This window comes from Candidatus Pelagibacter sp. (genome assembly GCF_052049575.1).
Lineage (GTDB): Bacteria > Pseudomonadota > Alphaproteobacteria > Pelagibacterales > Pelagibacteraceae > Pelagibacter.
Genome location: NZ_JBNGZQ010000001.1, coordinates 321,741 through 339,305 on the forward strand (window position 1 = coordinate 321,741; position 17,565 = coordinate 339,305).

The following is a 17,565-nucleotide window of genomic DNA, read 5'->3' on the forward strand; positions in this document are numbered from 1 at the left end:
AATAGAGATAACTAATAAACTTTTATGAACAAATTCAATTACCTTAAAATAAATAAATATAAAAAAATCAGATATTTAAAATACAGCCAAAAAAATACAACTTACATTGTTTTTTTACACGGGTTTATGTCCGATTTAGAGGGAAAAAAACCTAAAGCATTTTTAAATTTTGCAAAAAAAAATAAACTTGGTTTTCTTGCACTGGAATATTCTGGTCATGGTAAATCATCTGGTAAATTTACCAATGGGAATATCTCAAAATGGACTAAAGAGACAACTTTATTAATTAAAAAAATCGTCAAAAAAAATAAAATCATATTAGTTGGTTCAAGTATGGGCTCTTGGATCGCTTTAAATCAATTTAAGTTTTTTAAGAAACAAATTTTAGGATTTTTAGGAATTGGTTCTGCACCTCAATTTTTAGAAGGTCTAATGTGGAACAAATTTTCAAAAAAAATGAAAAAAGAAATAACAAAAAATGGAATTATTAACTTAAAGCATGGAAATTATGAATATCCAATCTCTTTACAACTAATTAAAGATGGCAGGAAAAATAAAGTATTTCATAAAAAAATTTACGACAAATTAAAGATTACTATGGTTCATGGACAAAAGGATGAGTCTGTCCCTATAAGTTATTCTAAAAAAATTTTAAAAATTTTCGTAAATTCAAAAAAAAAATTAGTTATCATTAAAAAAGGTGATCACAGCTTATCCTCACCTAAATGGTTAGGTATATTAAAAAAAGAATTAAAAATTATAATTAACTAACTTCTTTAATCTTAGACTTGAATGTAATTGGATTTTTAAGCTTGTTAATCATCTCTTTTGGACAAACCTGAACAAAATTTTTAATTTCAACTTCAAAATTTTCAAAAATATTTTTTGATATCAACGATCCTGTCTCCTTTGAATGTTCTAAAATTAATTCTTTTAAATAACTTGTCCAATAATCTGTCTCAACATTTTGCCAAACAACTGAATCTGGATTTACTTTTTTTTCAAACTCATTAGATTTATCATAGATAAATGCCATACCTCCGGTCATGCCAGCTGCAAAGTTGTCACCGACATTTCCTAAAATGACCACTGTTCCTCCAGTCATATACTCACAACCATTTGAGTCACAACCCTCAATAACTGTAGTTGCACCAGAATTTCTTACAGCAAATCTATCACCTGCTTGACCCGCAGCAAAAAGTTTACCTGAAGTAGCTCCATACAGAACTGTATTTCCGATGATTGTATTTTCATTAGAGATTAAATTACTTTCATCCGAAAGTTTTATCGAGATTGTAGCGCCTGACAATCCCTTGCCAACATAATCATTTGCATCACCTTTGAGATTTAATTTTAGTCCTTTTGATGAAAAAGCACCAAATGACTGACCCGCAGAGCCTTTGAAATTTAATGTAAGAAAATTTTCATCAAGTTTTTCGTAACCATACTTTTTGTAAAGATGATGTGAAATTCTTGTACCAACTGCCCTGTTTGTATTTTTGATAATAAATTCTTTCTCAACTTTTTCTGAATTATCTAAAGATTTTTCTATTTCTGGCCAAATTTCCTGGTCTAATGTTTCTGGTACTTTATTGATCTCCAACGACTCGCAGTATCTTTTATTGTTTCCTGGGTCTGCCTGAACAAATAACGGATTTAAATCCAAATCATCTAAATTTGGTGAAGCTTTGTTAACTTGCATTAATAAATCAGTTCTTCCAATAATATCATTTAATGATTTAAAACCTAATTCGGCTAAAATTTCTCTTACTTCAGATGCAATAAAAGTGAATAAATTCACAACCTTGTCTGGAGTGCCGGTAAATTTTTCTCTTAATTTTTCATCTTGCGTACAAACACCTACTGGACAAGTATTTGAGTGGCACTGTCTTACCATTATACATCCCATTGCCACTAGAGCTGTTGTAGCAACTCCATATTCTTCTGCTCCCATCATTGCAGCAATAACAACATCTCTTCCAGTTTTAATACCACCATCAGTTCTCAATGTAACTTTGTGTCTTAAATTGTTTAATGTTAAAACCTGATTTGCCTCAGTGAGACCCATCTCCCAAGGTATTCCAACATATTTGACACTTGTTTGAGGAGTTGCGCCTGTTCCTCCATTATGACCCGAAATTAAAATAATATCTGCTTTCGCTTTAGCTACACCTGCAGCGATGGTTCCGATTCCTGATGATGCGACTAACTTAACGCCAACTCGTGCTTTTGGATTTGTTTGCTTCAAATCATAAATCAGTTGTGCCAAATCTTCTATCGAGTAAATATCGTGGTGTGGAGGTGGAGAAATTAGTGTTACTCCTGGTGTGGAATGTCGTAGTCTTGCAATTTCCTTTGTTACTTTAAAGCCAGGTAACTGACCGCCTTCCCCTGGTTTAGCGCCTTGTGCCATTTTGATTTCTATTTCATTGCAATTATTCAAGTAATTTACAGTCACACCAAATCTAGCAGATGCAATTTGTTTAACTCTAGAATTTGCACTATCACCACTATCCATCACCTTAAATCTTTCTGCATCTTCTCCACCTTCACCGCTACAAGAAGCTCCTTTAATTCTATTCATTCCAATAGCTAGTGTTTCATGCGCTTCTTTAGATAAAGCACCGTGGGACATGCTTCCACTACCAAATCTTTTTAATATTTTTTCTATTGGTTCAACTTCTGATAAGTTAATTGATGGGCCCAATTTTTTTTTTCTAAAATCAACAAGATCCCTCAAATTTATTGGTGGTAAATTATATATACCATCAGCATATTTTTTATATGCTTCATATGAATTTGAGCCTACAGCACTTTGTAATAAATGAATTAGCTTTCCCTGATATTGATGTGTTTCTCCGTTTTTCCTATATCTATAAATACCTCCAATTGGCAATACAGTTTCTGTACTTTCAAATGCTTCTTTATGAATTTCTCTTATTTTTTTTTCAATTCCAACTAAACCAATGCCTGAAATTTTTGAGGTAACTCCAGGAAAGTATTCATTTACAACTGTTCTGCTCAATCCTACTGTTTCAAAATTACATCCACCTCTGTAAGAACTTAAAACTGAAATCCCCATTTTTGACATTATCTTCAATAAACCTGCATTAACTGAATTAATGTAGCGTTGTACACACTCATCAAAACTAAATTGGCCAAAAAGTTTTTTTTCATGTCTTTGATATAAACTATCAAAAGCTAGATATGGATTTACTGTAGTTGCTCCAACTCCAATTAATGTTGCAAACGAATGGGTATCTATAGCCTCTCCAGACTGAACATTTATAGAAACATAACCTCTTAATTTTTTTTGTATCAAAAATGTGTTTATGGCTCCGACACATAATAACATAGGCATTGGCAATCTTTCAGATGAGAGATTTTTGTCACTTAAAATTAATTGGGTAATACCTTGTCTTACTGCAATTTCTGACTCTTTTTGGATCCTGTTAATAGAATTTTCTAAATTGTCATCTTGTGAAAATGAACAATCAATGGTTACTGAATTTTTACCAAAAAAATTAGTGAACTTATTAAATTGTGAATTTGATAGAATAGGGCTATTTAAAACATAAATATTCTCTTTAGTTAAAGTATCAAAATCAAGAATATTACCTAAATTTCCAAATCTAGTTTTTAAACTCATCACTTTATTTTCTCTTAAAGAGTCAATTGGCGGATTAGTTACTTGGCTAAAATTTTGTCTAAAAAAATGGTAAAGTGGTCTATACTTATCAGATAACACTGCTAAAGGGGTATCGTCACCCATTGAACCTGTTGCTTCTTTTGCATCTTCTGCCATTGGATGTAAGATAAGTTCTAGATCCTCTAAACTTATTCCGAAAGTATATTGTCTTCTCCTTAAGTTTTCGCCATCAAAATTATGTTTTTCATTGGAAATTGATAATTTTTCATCTAGATCAATTATTTGAGAATTGAAGTGTTTAAATTCTTTAGCCAAATAATCTTTTATTTGACTATTAGAAAAAACTTTACCTTTTTCAATTCTAACCCCGATAATTTCACCAGGACCAAGTCTTCCCTTGGTTAAAATTCTTTTTTCGTTTAAATCAATCATTCCTGTTTCTGAGCCTGCGAAGATCATTTTGTCTTTTGTAATGGCATACCTCAAAGGCCTAAGACCATTTCTATCATTTGCAGCTATAACCCATTCATTGTCTGTAGCAGCAATAGCAGCAGGTCCATCCCATGGTTCCATTGTGCTATTTAAAAAATTAAATAATTGCTGATGACTTTTTGATAATGTCTTATTTTTTTTTGACCATGCATCCGGTACTAACATTAATTTAGCTAATGGTGCAGATTGGCCTGATTTATTTAATAATTCAAATACATTATCTAAAGCTGCAGAGTCAGAGACACCTTTTTGGATTACTGGTTTTAAATTTTCTATGTCCTCGAAAAGTGGACTACTCATTTCTTGTTCGTGAACTTTCATCCAGTTTTTATTGCCTTTATAAGTATTTATCTCACCATTGTGCGCTATGGCCCTAAATGGTTGAGCTAAGCTCCAGCTCGGAGCGGTGTTAGTTGAAAATCTTTGATGAAAAATTGCATATCTTGAAATAAATCTTGAATCTCTAAGATCTAGATAAAAGTCAGATAAAGATTCTGCTAAATATAGCCCTTTATAAATTATAGATTTTGAACTAATTGAACAAATATAAAAATTATTCAATGATGCATCAAAAGCTTTATTTTCAATTCTCTTTCTTATTTCATAAATTTTTCTCTCTAAGTTTTTATCTAATAAATTTGGATCATTAGGTTTAAAAAGAACTTGTATGATTTCTGGCATGGTTTGAAGAGCTTTTTCCCCTAAAACTTTTGAATTTACTGGTACTTGTCGCCAACCATATATACTAAAATTATTTTTAGTTAGTTCACTCTCAACTATTGTTTTGCAACTCTCTTGAGCTGAATAGTCATTTCTAGGTAAAAAAATCATTCCTACACAGATTTCAGAATTATCATAATCGTGTCCGGTAACTTGTATTTTTTCTATAAAAAAGTCTTTAGGAATTTCAACATGTATTCCAGCTCCATCACCCGTTTTACCATCTGCATCAACGGCACCTCTGTGCCAAACTGCTTTTAAAGCTTCAATTCCATACTCAACTATAGCCCTAGATTTTTTTCCTTCTGTAGATGCGATTAAACCAACTCCACAAGCATCGTGTTCCATCTCTTTTGAATAAACATGATTTTTTGTGAGTAACTCTAAATTTTTTTTATAATTTTCCATTAAGCTACTTTTGTTTTTTTTAATTGCATATTTTCTAAATATGTTTTCATAGAAGAAGCTGCATCTCTCCCATCTTTGATTGCCCATACTACTAACGACGCTCCTCTTACAATATCTCCTGCAGCAAAAACACCTTTTAGATTTGTTTCCATCGTATTGAAATCAGTTTTAATTGTTCCCCATTTTGTTACTTGTAACTCTTGTGCATCAAATAATAATGGTAAATTTTCTGGATCAAATCCAAGAGCTTTGATTACCATATCGGCTTTCACCATAAATTCTGAACCTTCTTTAATTTCTGGTTTTCGTCTTCCTGATTCATCTGGTTCACCTAATTCAATTTGATTAACAACTAAATTTTCGATTTTATTTTTTCCCTTAAATTCTTTTGGACTAGAAAGCCAAACAAATTCTACACCCTCTTCCTCAGCATTTGCAACTTCTCTAGCAGATCCAGGCATATTTTCTTTATCTCTTCTGTATAAACATTTTACCGACTTTGCTTTTTGTCTTACTGAAGTTCTTACACAATCCATTGCTGTGTCGCCGCCACCTATCACGACGACATCTTTTCCCTCAGCGTTTAAAATTCCTTTATCAAATAACTCTACTTTATCTCCTAGGCCTTTTTTATTTGATGCTGTCAAAAACTCCATTGCAGGAAAAATATTACCTAAATCATTACCAGGTAATTCAACTTCTCTTGGTTTATATACACCCGTCGCTATTAAAATTGCATCATGTTTTTTTCGCAACTGTTCTAGAGTTGCATCTTTACCAACTTCAAAATTTTGAATAAATTTTATCCCACCATCCTTTAGCAACTTTGTTCTTCGCTCAACTACATGTTTTTCAAGTTTAAAATTTGGAATTCCATAAATTAATAATCCACCTGCGCGATCATATCGATCATAAACAGTAATTTTATATCCATTTTTCCTTAGCTGCTCAGCTGCTGCCAATCCTGCGGGACCGGCACCAATTATTCCAACGCTTTGGTCTTTTTCATGTTTTAGAGAAATTGGTTTAACCCAGCCTTGTTCCCATGCTTTATCATTAATATATTTCTCAACTGAACCAATAGTAACTGTTCCATGTCCTGATTGCTCAATAACACAGTTACCCTCACACAATCTGTCCTGAGGACAAATTCTTCCACACACCTCTGGCATATTGTTAGTGCTTTGAGATAACTCGTAGGCCTCTTTTAATCTTCCCTCAGCTGTAAGTTTTAACCAATCTGGAATATTGTTGCTTAAGGGACAATGTACTTGGCAAAATGGAACTCCACATTGAGAACATCTGCTTGATTGTTCTTCAGCTTTTTTAGTTACAAACTCGTCATAGATCTCATTAAAATCCTCTTTTCTAGTGCCAATCTTCCTTTTAGGTGGAGTTTGTTGACCTATTTTTACAAATTTTAACATTTTATCAGTCATAGAATCTTTAAATTTTCGGCAAACTATACACTGTTTTTAGTAATTAAAGTATTATTTAGGTCAATAATTATGACCTATAATTAACGCTATTTAGCATAAAATGTGAGAAATTTATTTTTTGCATACCTATTATGATTAAATCGAATTGTTTAAAATGAATATTTTTTAAGTTACGACATCTTTATGCTTCAAGATTTTATAGAAATACTAATTCTTTCTGCGGTCCAAGGAATTTCTGAATTTTTACCTATTAGCTCTTCGGCCCATCTGATCTTAATATCAAATTTTTATGATTTTAGCTCAAGCTCTTTATTCATTGATATTGGTCTGCACTTGGGTTCTTTATTTGCAATAATCTTTTACTTTAAAAAAGATTTACTAAATTTAAGAAACAATCAAAAACTATTGGTTTTGATTTTAGTTGGATCAATACCTCTTATAATTTTTGGATATATAATATATTCGATCGAAATAATTAATCTTTTAAGAAATATAGAAATTATTGCTTGGACAACTCTATTTTTTGGTTTAATCCTATTTTTATCAGATAAAAGAGATACTGATCAAAATATATCAGTCAACTTAAATATAAAATCAATATTATTCATAGGTTTATTTCAAATTTTAGCACTCATACCCGGTGTGAGTAGAGCAGGAATAACTTTAACAGCAGCTCGATTTCTAAAATTTAATAGAGTTGACTCAAGCAAAATCGCCTTTTTATTATCTATACCCGCATTAGCAGGGGCAAGTTTTTTAGGTCTTCAAGATGCTGTACAACAGTCTACTGAATTTAATTATTTATTATTAATTGCAGTAACTCTTTCTTTTATCTTCTCATTTATCACAGTCAAATATTTTATAAGATATGTAAGGAATTTTTCTTTAACCGTGTTCGTAATTTATAGAATTATTATTGCTTTAGTTTTATTATTGATAATTTATTTTCCTCATCAGGGGTAATAATTGAGAAATTAAAACACCACACAATATGAACAAGCACCCTAATATATTATTAAAATCTAAAATTTGACTTAATAAAACCCAAGCTGCGATAGTTGCAAATACACCTTCTAATGAAAAAATTATAGCTGCTGGTGCGGGTGTTATATTTTTTTGAGCGTAAATTTGTAAAACGAATGCAAAACCACCTGATAAAATTCCTGCATAGAGTATAGAGTCTATCTCGTTGAGAATATTTTCAATTACAAATTCTTCATAAATCAAACTAATAATAAAAGAAAATAAAGCCACTAATAAAGTTTGGATTGCACCTAATGTTAAAGGTAAGTTATATGTTTTAACAATCATTCCAGTAAATATGATGTGAGTACTCCAGAATAATGCTCCAAGAATGACCAATGTGTCTCCAAGTCTAACTGTAGCATCATAAAAATTGGTTAAAAGATATCCACCAATTAAACATAAAATAACTGAAGGCCATACACTCCAATGCAATGAGTCTCTCTTAAATATAAAAATAATAATTGGTACCATCGGAACATAAAAAATCGTAAAAAAAGCAGCATTAGCTACGTCTGTGTAAAGCAGAGCTACTTGCTGTAATGCCGATCCTAAAAATAATGATAATCCTATTAAAAAAGATAGAATAGCAAAATATCTAAAACCAGTTTTAAATTCTAATTTAAATTTTTTAGTCTCAAATAATAATGCTAAAGGTAGAATCGCCAAAAAACCCACAAAAAATCTTACTGCATTAAATGTAAACGGACCAATATCATCCATGCCAGTGTCTTGAGCAATAAATGTAGTTCCCCAAATAAATGTACACAGCAAAGCACTTAACAATGAAACGCTTTTAGACATAAATTTTATCAAACGGCTAACTTATAGGCAAAATTTTTACCAAGATTTTCTTTTAAATCATTATTAAATCGAGCTGCCTCCGCACCATCAATAATTCTATGATCATAAGATAGTGAAAGTGGCAACATAGTGCGCGTTACAAATTTTCCATCCATGAATACTTGTTTTTTTTCTGCTCTTCCTACTCCTAAAATAGCAACTTCAGGATAATTTATAATTGGGGTAAAAAAAGATCCCCCGATTCCCCCTAGGCTTGTTATCGTCATAGAACCTCCGAATAACTCTTTTTTATCAATTTTAAGATCTCTACATTGCTGACTGATTTTTTTTAACTCTGTGCTTATTAAAGAAATATTTTTATTATCTGCATTTCTTAATTTAGGAACCATCAAACCATGTGGTGTATCCACTGCTATACCAACATGATAATACTTTTTAACAGTCATTTTACCGTTTTCAATTTGATCGATTGAGGTATTAAAATTTGGAAATTTTTTTAATGATGTTGTTAATGCTTTTACGATGAAAGCTAATGGTGTAATTTTTTTTTTTTCACCAGTATATACGTCCGTAAGAGAAGTTCTAAATTCCTCTAGCTCAGTTATATCAGCTTCATCATGATTAGTTACGTGAGGAATTTTTGTCCAAGAGTTCATTAAATATTTAGACGACAACTTTTTCACTCTGGGAATGTCTTTAATATCTACTTCTCCAAAATCTGTATGGGAATACTCTAGTTCAATTTTTTGTTCAGTTGTATTTTGATCTTTGAAACTTTTATCAGATTTAGTTGCAACAAATGTCTTTACATCACTCTCGGTAACCCTACCTTGTCTTTCACTACCTGAGACTTTGTTGATATTAACTCCAAGTTCTCTCGCAAATTTTCTAACTTTTGGTGAAGCGGAAACTTTTGTAGAAAAATCTTTAACTATTATATTTTCAGACTCATTGGTTTTTTTTACGTCATTTTTTTTTATTTCTTTTGGTAATTGACTTTTTGGTAATTCTTGAGCACTTGTCTCTTTTATTTCGTTCTCACTTTCAATTTCAATAATTTTATCACCTTCCGATACTTTGTCTCCAATTTTAACATTCAAAGAAATTATGGTTCCATCATCAGAAGATGGTATTTCCACACTTGATTTATCACTCTCTATGGTTATCAGTGGATCATTCTTTTTTATTTTTTGACCTTTTTTTATTAAAACTTCGATGACTTCCACATCTTTGAATTCACCAATATTTGGAACTTTTATATCTTTCTTTGACATTATAATTTTGTCGGCATTGGTTTATCTTTATCAATTTGATACTTCTTTATTGCCTCTTGAGCATATTTAGATGCAATTAATTGTTCTTTAGCTAAAACGCTTAGTCCATATGCAACGACATGTTCTTTATCGACCTCAAAGAACTTCCTCAAATTTTTTCTAGTATCACTTCGACCAAATCCATCTGTTCCTAACGAGTAAAAGCTCTTGTTAATATAAGGTCTAATTTGATCTGAATTCATCCTCATATAATCTGATGCAGCCAAAATTGGACCTTCGGTTTTGCCTAAACAGCTTTCAACATATGATTTTTTCGGTTCTTTTTCAGGATTTAATAAATTATATCTTTCTACCTCTAAGCCATCTCTTCTTAATTCATTGAAACTAGTCACACTCCAAACTTCACTATCGATTTGATATTCCTTTTGTAGAATCTCCGCACCAGCTATCATTTCTCTTAAAATTGTACCTGACCCTAGAAATTGAATTTTGGTTTTTTTATATTTGTTAAATTCTTTAATTTTATACATTCCTTTTAAAATGCCTTCTTCACATGATTTTTCAGTTGGCATAGCAGGATGAGGATAATTTTCGTTCATTGTTGTAATGTAATAAAAAATATTTTCTTTCTTCTCATGCATTCTTTTCAATCCTTCTCTAAAGATTGTTGCTAGTTCATAATGAAATGTTGGATCATAAGACTTGCAGTTTGGAATAGTTGATGCCATTAAATGACTATGTCCATCTTGGTGCTGTAAACCTTCTCCCGCTAATGTTGTTCTCCCAGCAGTAGCACCAATTAAAAACCCTCTTGATTGACTGTCTGCTCCTGCCCAAGCAAAATCACCTATTCTTTGAAAACCAAACATTGAGTAAAAAAGATAGATAGGGATCATTTCAATATCATGATTTGTGTATGAAGTACCTGCAGCAATCCATGAAGACATTGCACCTGCCTCGTTAATTCCTTCCTCCAAAACTTGTCCGCTTTTTTCTTCTCTATATGAACTTAATTGAGCTGAGTCCTCAGGTTCATATTTTTGTCCTTCGTGAGCATAAATACCAATTTTCTGAAAAAAACCCTCCATACCAAATGTTCTCGCCTCATCAGGGATGATTGGTACTAATCTTGAAGCAACATTTTTATCTCTCAGAAGATTAGTAAGCATTCTTACTAATGCCATCGTAGTTGACATTTCTTTTTTACCTGTAGACTCTTTCATATTATCAAAAATGTTTTTCGGAGGAGCTTTAATGGGTTTTGCATAAGTAGTTCTCTCTGGGATAAATCCTCCTAATTGAAGTCTTCTTTCTTTAATATATTTTATTTCAGGTGAGTTTTGGTCTGGCTTATAATACTCAATATTTTGCACCTGTTTATCAGTTAAAGGAACATCAAACCTGTCTCTGTAATACATCAAATCGTCTATATCTAATTTTTTAGTTTGATGTGTTGTATTAACGCTCTCACCACTTTTGCCCATTCCATAACCCTTTATAGTTTTGGCAATCACAACTGTAGGGCTTCCAATGTTTTTTGAGGCTTTATCATAAGCTGCAAAAACTTTGTGAGGATCATGTCCACCTCTATTCAATCTCCATATATCTTTGTCTGAAAGGCTTGAGATTAACTCTTTAGTTTCAGGGTATTTACCAAAAAACTTTTCTCGCACATAAGCTCCATCTCTTGCTTTCATTGCTTGATATTCACCATCGACAGTTTCATTCATAACTTTAATTAAATGACCAGTTTTATCGTTGGCCAATAATGAGTCCCAATAAGAACCCCAAATTACTTTGATAACATTCCATCCAGCTCCTCTAAAAATACCTTCTAGTTCTTGTATGATTTTTCCATTACCCCTCACAGGTCCATCTAATCTTTGAAGGTTACAATTGATCACGAATATTAAATTATCTAATTTTTCTCTAGCTGCTAAACCAATTGCCCCTAGAGACTCTGGTTCATCCATTTCCCCGTCTCCTAAAAAAGCCCACACTTTTCTTCCTTCATCTTTGATGAGACCTCTGTTAATCAAATATTTCATATATCTTGCTTGATAGATAGCTAACATTGGTCCTAAACCCATTGAGACTGTTGGAAATTGCCAAAAATTTGGCATCAACCAAGGATGTGGATAAGATGATAAACCTCCTGGATTAACTTCTTGTCTAAAACTATCTAATTGTTTTTCATTAAGTCTTCCCTCAAGAAAAGCTCTTGCATACATACCTGGAGCGCTATGTCCTTGAAAATAAATTAAGTCTCCCCCAAATTTATTATTTTTTGCTCTCCAAAAATGATTCATTCCTACATCATAAAGCGTAGCTGCTGATGCAAATGTTCCTATATGTCCTCCAAGTTCAGGAAATTTCTTATTTGCGCGAACAACCATTGCCGCGGAATTCCATCTTATTAATGACCGAATTCTTCTCTCAATATTTTGATCACCATTTGATTTTTTCTCTTCATTTACTGGTATTGTATTTATATAGGGTGTGTTTTGTGTATAAGGAATATTTGCACCCTCCATATATGCTTTATTTATTAATTCCTTAATTAAATAATGGGCCCTTTGATTTCCGTCTTTTTCGATTACTGCAGTGAGTGACTCTAACCACTCATTAGTTTCTAATGGATCAATATCACCGTCATTAACTACTTGAATTATTTCTGATTTTTTTTTCTCAATATTATTTGTGTTAATGATTTGCTTTTGTTTTTTTTCTAATGATTTTTCTGCCTCTTCAATCAAATTTTCAGTGTCCTTAGGAATAGTTTTTGTTGTAGAATTTTCTTCATTTGACCCTGAAATATTCAAAATCAAATCACCTTTTGAAACTTTATCACCTACTTTAACTTTTATTGTCTCAATTATGCCTGATAACGTTGAAGGTATTTCAACACTCGATTTATCACTTTCAATAGTAACTACTGGATCGTTCTTGGCGATTTTTTGGCCCTCTTTGACAAGTAATTCAATAACCTCTACATTTTCGAAGTCACCAATATCAGGAACTAAAAGTTTTTCACTCATTTAATTAATATTTAGATCTTATACACTATATAACTTTACTTAATTGCTAATTTTAACACATTCTGCTCAATTTTTTGACACTCTTCTGATGTATCCATCAAAAATGATTAAAAAGTTATTAAATACACTCTTACAACCCAAAGAAAGCACTTACATTGATGCTAAAATTTGGATACAAAAAATTCTACTTGAAGAGAAATTTAAAAAAATTAATTCTTAAATTCTCTCAACACAAATAGCTATGCCCATTCCACCACCTATGCATAGTGTGGCGCAACCTTTATTCTTTTTCTGTTTTATCATTTCATGAATAAGTGTAACTAATATTCTAGCACCTGATGCTCCTATGGGATGGCCTAAAGCTATCGCTCCTCCATTTACATTTACTTTATTCTCGTCAATATTTAACGCACGTATTACTGCAATGCTTTGAGCAGCAAAAGCTTCGTTAATTTCAAAAAGATCAACATCATTTAAATTCCATTTTGCTTTTTTAACTGCTTCACGTACAGCCTCGATTGGCCCGAGACCCATCAGAGTTGGATCAACGCCAACTGAAGCCCATGAGATTATTTTTGCTAGCGGTTGTATAGATTTTTTTTTAGCCTCTTTTAAAGTTGTTAATAATAAAGCGGCTGCACCATCATTAATTCCTGATGAATTTCCAGGTGTAACGGTTCCATTTTTTAAAAATACTGCTTTAAGTCTCTCTAAATCTGATTTAGTAAGATCTTTTCTTGGATGTTCATCTTTCTCAAGACTGATACCAGGTTGATCTATTTTAACTAGCTCTTCCTCAAATCTGTTAGTATTAATTGCAATTTCTGCTTTTTTTTGAGAATTTAGTGCAAATTCATCTTGATCTACTCTTGAAATATTTAATTTCGTTGCAACATTTTCAGCAGTTACCCCCATATGGTAATTATTAAATGCGTCTATCAATCCGTCACTTATCATTGTATCTATCAAATGTTTCTCTGAAATTTTTTTATTATCTCGATAAAAAATTGAATGTGGAGCTAATGACATGTTTTCTTGGCCACCAGAAATTACATTTTTTGCATCTCCTAATTTTATTGTCTGATAACCTGAGATTACGGCTCTAAGTCCAGAGCCACAAACTTGATTTACTATGTGGGCTGGTTTAGAAATATTTATACCTGCATTAATTGCAGCCTGTCTTGCAGGATTTTGGCCTCCACCAGCTGTGAGCACTTGGCCCATAATTACTTCATCAATATCATCTTTATCTAATTTACTTTTTCTCAAAATTTCTCTGATGACAATTGATCCCAGCTTATCAGCACTTAATTCTTTAAGAGACCCTTTATAAGCCCCAATTGGAGTTCTAATGGCACCTACAATTACAACTTCATTTATTGAATTATTCATAATAATTTAAATTTGTCTTAGCATTAAAATACACTAAAAAATGATATAGAATAATAAATAAAATTTAAAAATGCGCCTGTAGCTCAACTGGATAGAGCGCTTGGCTACGGACCAGGAGGTTCTGGGTTCGACTCCTAGCAGGCGCACCATTAATAAGATCAATTATGTTGAAATGGCTGATTAAATCCTCTCTTCAAATGTCTGTTATTTATTTTTTCGTAATTATTCTTATAGTTTTAATTATTTTAACTTTTATACTCTAACAAATTATGTCTAATTCATTTGAACAAATAAGTTTAAAGCATGGTTTTATGAAACATAATGGTGGTGTTATGTTTAGAAATATCTCTGAAAACGAATATGAATTTAAGTCAATAATTAATGAAAATCATTTAAATGCTGCAGGAATAACTCATGGAGGATACTTGGCAGCTTTGATAGATGCTGGAGCAGGAACAGCAGCACACCGTAGCGCCCAAAATGCGCCATGTGTAACAATTTCATTAGATCTTAAATATATCGGAGCTTCAAAAATTGGTGACGAAATTACAGGGCATGTAAAAATTTTAAAAAAAACAAAAACTTTAGTATTTTTATTTTGTGAATTAAAATGTAACGACAAAATTATTACATCTGCTTCTGGAGTTTGGAAAATTCTCAAAATAAAGACCTAAGACTCTAGGTTTGATAGCAATTTGGACAATAAATCATATTATGTTAAACTGAATTTTTAAGAACTATAAATGAGAACTTTTCATAGAATGATTCGGTCATGTTTTAGTCTATTTTTGTTCTTTACGAGTAACTACATCTTGTAGGTAAAATATTAAACATACCAAAGATAGAAATGAATAAAAATAAAATTACGGCAGTCCTTGGTCCAACAAATACTGGTAAAACTCATTTAGCAATAGAAACAATGCTCTCTTTTGATACTGGGATGATTGGTTTTCCATTAAGACTTTTAGCTAGAGAAGTCTATGACAAAGTTATTAAAAAAACTAAATATGATGAAGTTGCTTTAATAACTGGTGAAGAAAAAATTATACCTTCAAATGCAAAATATTTTTTATGCACAGTAGAGTCAATGCCAATAGATAAAAATTTAGAATTTGTAGGGGTTGATGAAATTCAAATGTGTGCAGACCATGAACGAGGCCATATTTTTACAGATAGGTTACTTAATATGAGAGGAAGTAAACTTACAATGCTTATGGGTTCAAACACAATCAAAGGAATAGTTTCAAAATTAAATGACGATATAGAATTCATAGATAGAAAAAGATTATCTAAACTTACTTACTCAGGTCATAAAAAAATTTCACGTATTAACAGAAAAACAGCAATCATAGCTTTTTCAACAGAAGAAGTTTACGCAATAGCAGAATTAATACGAAGACAAAAAGGTGGAGCTGCAATTGTTATGGGATCTTTAAGTCCAAAAACAAGGAATGCACAAGTAAACTTATACCAATCAGGTGACGTTGATTTTTTAGTGGCAACCGATGCAATTGGAATGGGTATAAATATGGATTTAGATCAGGTATATTTTTCAAATCTAAAAAAGTTTGATGGAAGAAAATTAAGAAAACTAAATCTATCTGAGATAGGCCAAATTGCTGGAAGAGCAGGTAGATATCTCAATGATGGTAATTTTGGTATCACGGGTGATTGTAAAGAAATTTCAGCTGAAGAAGTTGAACTTTTAGAAAATCATAAATTTGAAAATATTAGAACGTTGTTTTGGAGAAACTCAGATTTAAATTTTAACAATCCTACTTCTTTATTAAAATCACTTGAGGAAAAGCCAAATAAAGATTGGCTTAGAAAAATTCATGAGTGTGAAGATGAAAAGGTTTTAAAGTATTTCTTAAAGAAGTTGGACTTATATAATTTGCCAAATGTAAAAGAAACACTGACGCTGCTATGGGAATGCTGTCAAATTCCTGATTTTGTAAAGAAAACCTATGGAAATCACATCGATGTCGTTGAAAAAGTATTCAATTTTTTAATCAGTGATAAGGGGAAAATATCAGATAATTTTATGCATTTACAGCTTATGAAGCTTGATAAATTGGATGGAAATGTAGATTCCTTAGCGAATAGAATTGCAAATGTTAGAACTTGGTCATATGTTTCTAATAAAAACAATTGGGTTGAAAATCAAAATTACTGGATTGAAAAAACTAAATTCTTAGAGGATAAACTTTCAGATAGACTTCATGAAGAGCTTACAAAGACATTTATTGATAAAAGAGCAAGTGTGCTTGCTAGAGGTTTAAAACAAGACATGGAATTTGATACTAAAATTTTAGAAAATAATAATGTTATGATCGATGATCAATTTATAGGTAAGATAAATGGTCTTAAATTAGAACTTGATCTTAAGAAGGGAGCCTTAGAGACTGATATTAAATCTCTAAAAAAAGCTGCAAGAAAAACAATAGGTCCTGAACTTGAAAAGAGAATCCAAATGGTAATTGATACAGGTTTAGTTGAATTAAAAAAAGACTCAAAGATTTATTGGAATAATGCAACAATAGGTAAGTTAATCCCTGGTAAAGATTATTTGAGCCCTAACATAGAACTATTAGTAGATGAAATGTTAGAGCAAAATCAAAAAAGTAAATTAATTACTTTTTTAGACAAATGGTTAAAGAATAAAATTTCAACAGTTTTAAAAAGTCTTTATGACTTAAAAGATATAAAGGATAAAAACTCATCAATTAAAGCATTGGCTTATCAACTTTACGAGAATAATGGTGTTATTAAGAGAGATAAGGTATCTGAGTATTTAAAGAATTTAGACCAAAAAGATAGAAAAATTTTAAGAAATTTAGGTGTAAAGTTTGGTAGATACCATGTCTTTTTATTTAAATTGATAAAGCCAGAACCAGTTTCTCTAAGAACTCTTTTGTGGAAAAATCATAATCAAAAATACTTTCATTTAGAACCTCCAACTTTCGGTTTAAATTTTTTAAATGATAACAAAATTAAAAATAAAAACTTTATGTTACTTTGCGGATTTGAAAAATTTGATAATTTATATATTAGAATAGATATTTTAGAGAGATTATTTGTGCAAATAATAAATTCAGATACTAAGAGTATGAAAGAAATAAAGATGATACCAGAGATGCTAAATTTATTGGGATGCAATAAAGATGACTTTAAACAACTACTAAAAGCTATGAGCTATAAGGTTTTGGAAAAAAATAATGAAGTTTACTTCAAATATATTCCAAAAAAAAAGGCAAGGCCTCAAAATAAAAAAGATATTAAGGAAAACCCTTTTGGTGTTCTAAAACATCTAAATCTTAATTAAA

General features: G+C 31.3%; 10 protein-coding genes and 1 tRNA gene. 5 read left to right on the plus strand and 6 right to left on the minus strand.

The window, feature by feature from the left end:
- Positions 1–24 precede the first annotated feature (24 nt).
- On the plus strand, positions 25–771 hold the full coding sequence (locus ACTT9C_RS01670) for a serine aminopeptidase domain-containing protein (RefSeq protein WP_440922771.1): 747 nt from the start codon (positions 25–27) through the stop codon (positions 769–771).
- Here the strand turns inward: ACTT9C_RS01670 and gltB are convergent.
- Both gltB and ACTT9C_RS01680 read right to left on the minus strand, forming a co-directional pair.
- A complete protein-coding gene (gltB, locus tag ACTT9C_RS01675; RefSeq protein WP_440922772.1) occupies positions 764–5,269 on the minus strand; it encodes a glutamate synthase large subunit in 4,506 nt (1,501 codons plus the stop codon). The genes ACTT9C_RS01670 and gltB overlap by 8 nt on opposite strands.
- Complete coding sequence (locus ACTT9C_RS01680; protein ID WP_440922773.1) at positions 5,269–6,708, minus strand: NAD(P)-dependent oxidoreductase; 1,440 nt, start codon at positions 6,706–6,708, stop codon at positions 5,269–5,271. Before ACTT9C_RS01680 ends, gltB begins: the two co-directional genes overlap by 1 nt.
- Before the next feature lie 183 nt (positions 6,709–6,891).
- Here ACTT9C_RS01680 and ACTT9C_RS01685 point away from each other — a divergent pair, with 183 nt between their 5' ends.
- Positions 6,892–7,671: an undecaprenyl-diphosphate phosphatase gene (locus ACTT9C_RS01685; protein WP_440922774.1), complete on the plus strand. Its 780-nt coding sequence runs from the start codon at positions 6,892–6,894 to the stop codon at positions 7,669–7,671.
- On the opposite strand, the gene ACTT9C_RS01690 is transcribed toward ACTT9C_RS01685, so the two are convergent.
- The 4 genes from ACTT9C_RS01690 to ACTT9C_RS01705 all read right to left on the minus strand — a co-directional run bounded on the left by ACTT9C_RS01690 (position 7,639) and on the right by ACTT9C_RS01705 (position 14,239).
- Positions 7,639–8,535, minus strand: a complete 897-nt coding sequence (locus tag ACTT9C_RS01690; protein WP_440922775.1) for a DMT family transporter — start codon at positions 8,533–8,535, stop codon at positions 7,639–7,641. The two genes, ACTT9C_RS01685 and ACTT9C_RS01690, sit on opposite strands and share 33 nt — an antisense overlap.
- Before the next feature lie 8 nt (positions 8,536–8,543).
- The gene (locus tag ACTT9C_RS01695; RefSeq protein ID WP_440922776.1) at positions 8,544–9,809 is read right to left on the minus strand and encodes a 2-oxo acid dehydrogenase subunit E2; all 1,266 of its coding nucleotides are present in this window, start codon (positions 9,807–9,809) and stop codon (positions 8,544–8,546) included.
- Positions 9,809–12,847, minus strand: a complete 3,039-nt coding sequence (gene aceE / locus ACTT9C_RS01700) for a pyruvate dehydrogenase (acetyl-transferring), homodimeric type (RefSeq protein ID WP_440922777.1) — start codon at positions 12,845–12,847, stop codon at positions 9,809–9,811. Before aceE ends, ACTT9C_RS01695 begins: the two co-directional genes overlap by 1 nt.
- Positions 12,848–13,063: 216 nt before the next feature.
- Positions 13,064–14,239 (minus strand): acetyl-CoA C-acetyltransferase, encoded by a 1,176-nt coding sequence (locus ACTT9C_RS01705; protein WP_440922778.1) that lies wholly within the window; start codon positions 14,237–14,239, stop codon positions 13,064–13,066.
- A gap of 72 nt (positions 14,240–14,311) precedes the next feature.
- On the opposite strand from ACTT9C_RS01705, the gene ACTT9C_RS01710 reads away from it, so the two are divergent.
- The 3 genes from ACTT9C_RS01710 to ACTT9C_RS01720 all read left to right on the plus strand — a co-directional run bounded on the left by ACTT9C_RS01710 (position 14,312) and on the right by ACTT9C_RS01720 (position 17,564).
- Positions 14,312–14,388: transfer RNA gene (locus ACTT9C_RS01710), tRNA-Arg, on the plus strand.
- A 120-nt stretch (positions 14,389–14,508) separates the two neighbouring features.
- The gene (locus tag ACTT9C_RS01715; protein WP_440922779.1) at positions 14,509–14,913 is read left to right on the plus strand and encodes a PaaI family thioesterase; all 405 of its coding nucleotides are present in this window, start codon (positions 14,509–14,511) and stop codon (positions 14,911–14,913) included.
- A gap of 173 nt (positions 14,914–15,086) precedes the next feature.
- Entirely contained in the window at positions 15,087–17,564 is a 2,478-nt protein-coding gene (locus ACTT9C_RS01720; RefSeq protein WP_440922780.1) for a helicase-related protein, read from the plus strand.
- Position 17,565: the final 1 nt, after the last annotated feature.

What these genes read in the sequence shown, in the direction of transcription:
- ACTT9C_RS01670 (WP_440922771.1), top strand. Translation starts at nt 25, where the DNA reads ATGAACAAATTCAATTACCTTAAAATAAATAAATATAAAAAAATCAGA.
- gltB (WP_440922772.1), bottom strand. Translation starts at nt 5,269, where the DNA reads ATGGAAAATTATAAAAAAAATTTAGAGTTACTCACAAAAAATCATGTT.
- ACTT9C_RS01680 (WP_440922773.1), bottom strand. Translation starts at nt 6,708, where the DNA reads ATGACTGATAAAATGTTAAAATTTGTAAAAATAGGTCAACAAACTCCA.
- ACTT9C_RS01685 (WP_440922774.1), top strand. Translation starts at nt 6,892, where the DNA reads ATGCTTCAAGATTTTATAGAAATACTAATTCTTTCTGCGGTCCAAGGA.
- ACTT9C_RS01690 (WP_440922775.1), bottom strand. Translation starts at nt 8,535, where the DNA reads ATGTCTAAAAGCGTTTCATTGTTAAGTGCTTTGCTGTGTACATTTATT.
- ACTT9C_RS01695 (WP_440922776.1), bottom strand. Translation starts at nt 9,809, where the DNA reads ATGTCAAAGAAAGATATAAAAGTTCCAAATATTGGTGAATTCAAAGAT.
- aceE (WP_440922777.1), bottom strand. Translation starts at nt 12,847, where the DNA reads ATGAGTGAAAAACTTTTAGTTCCTGATATTGGTGACTTCGAAAATGTA.
- ACTT9C_RS01705 (WP_440922778.1), bottom strand. Translation starts at nt 14,239, where the DNA reads ATGAATAATTCAATAAATGAAGTTGTAATTGTAGGTGCCATTAGAACT.
- ACTT9C_RS01715 (WP_440922779.1), top strand. Translation starts at nt 14,509, where the DNA reads ATGTCTAATTCATTTGAACAAATAAGTTTAAAGCATGGTTTTATGAAA.
- ACTT9C_RS01720 (WP_440922780.1), top strand. Translation starts at nt 15,087, where the DNA reads ATGAATAAAAATAAAATTACGGCAGTCCTTGGTCCAACAAATACTGGT.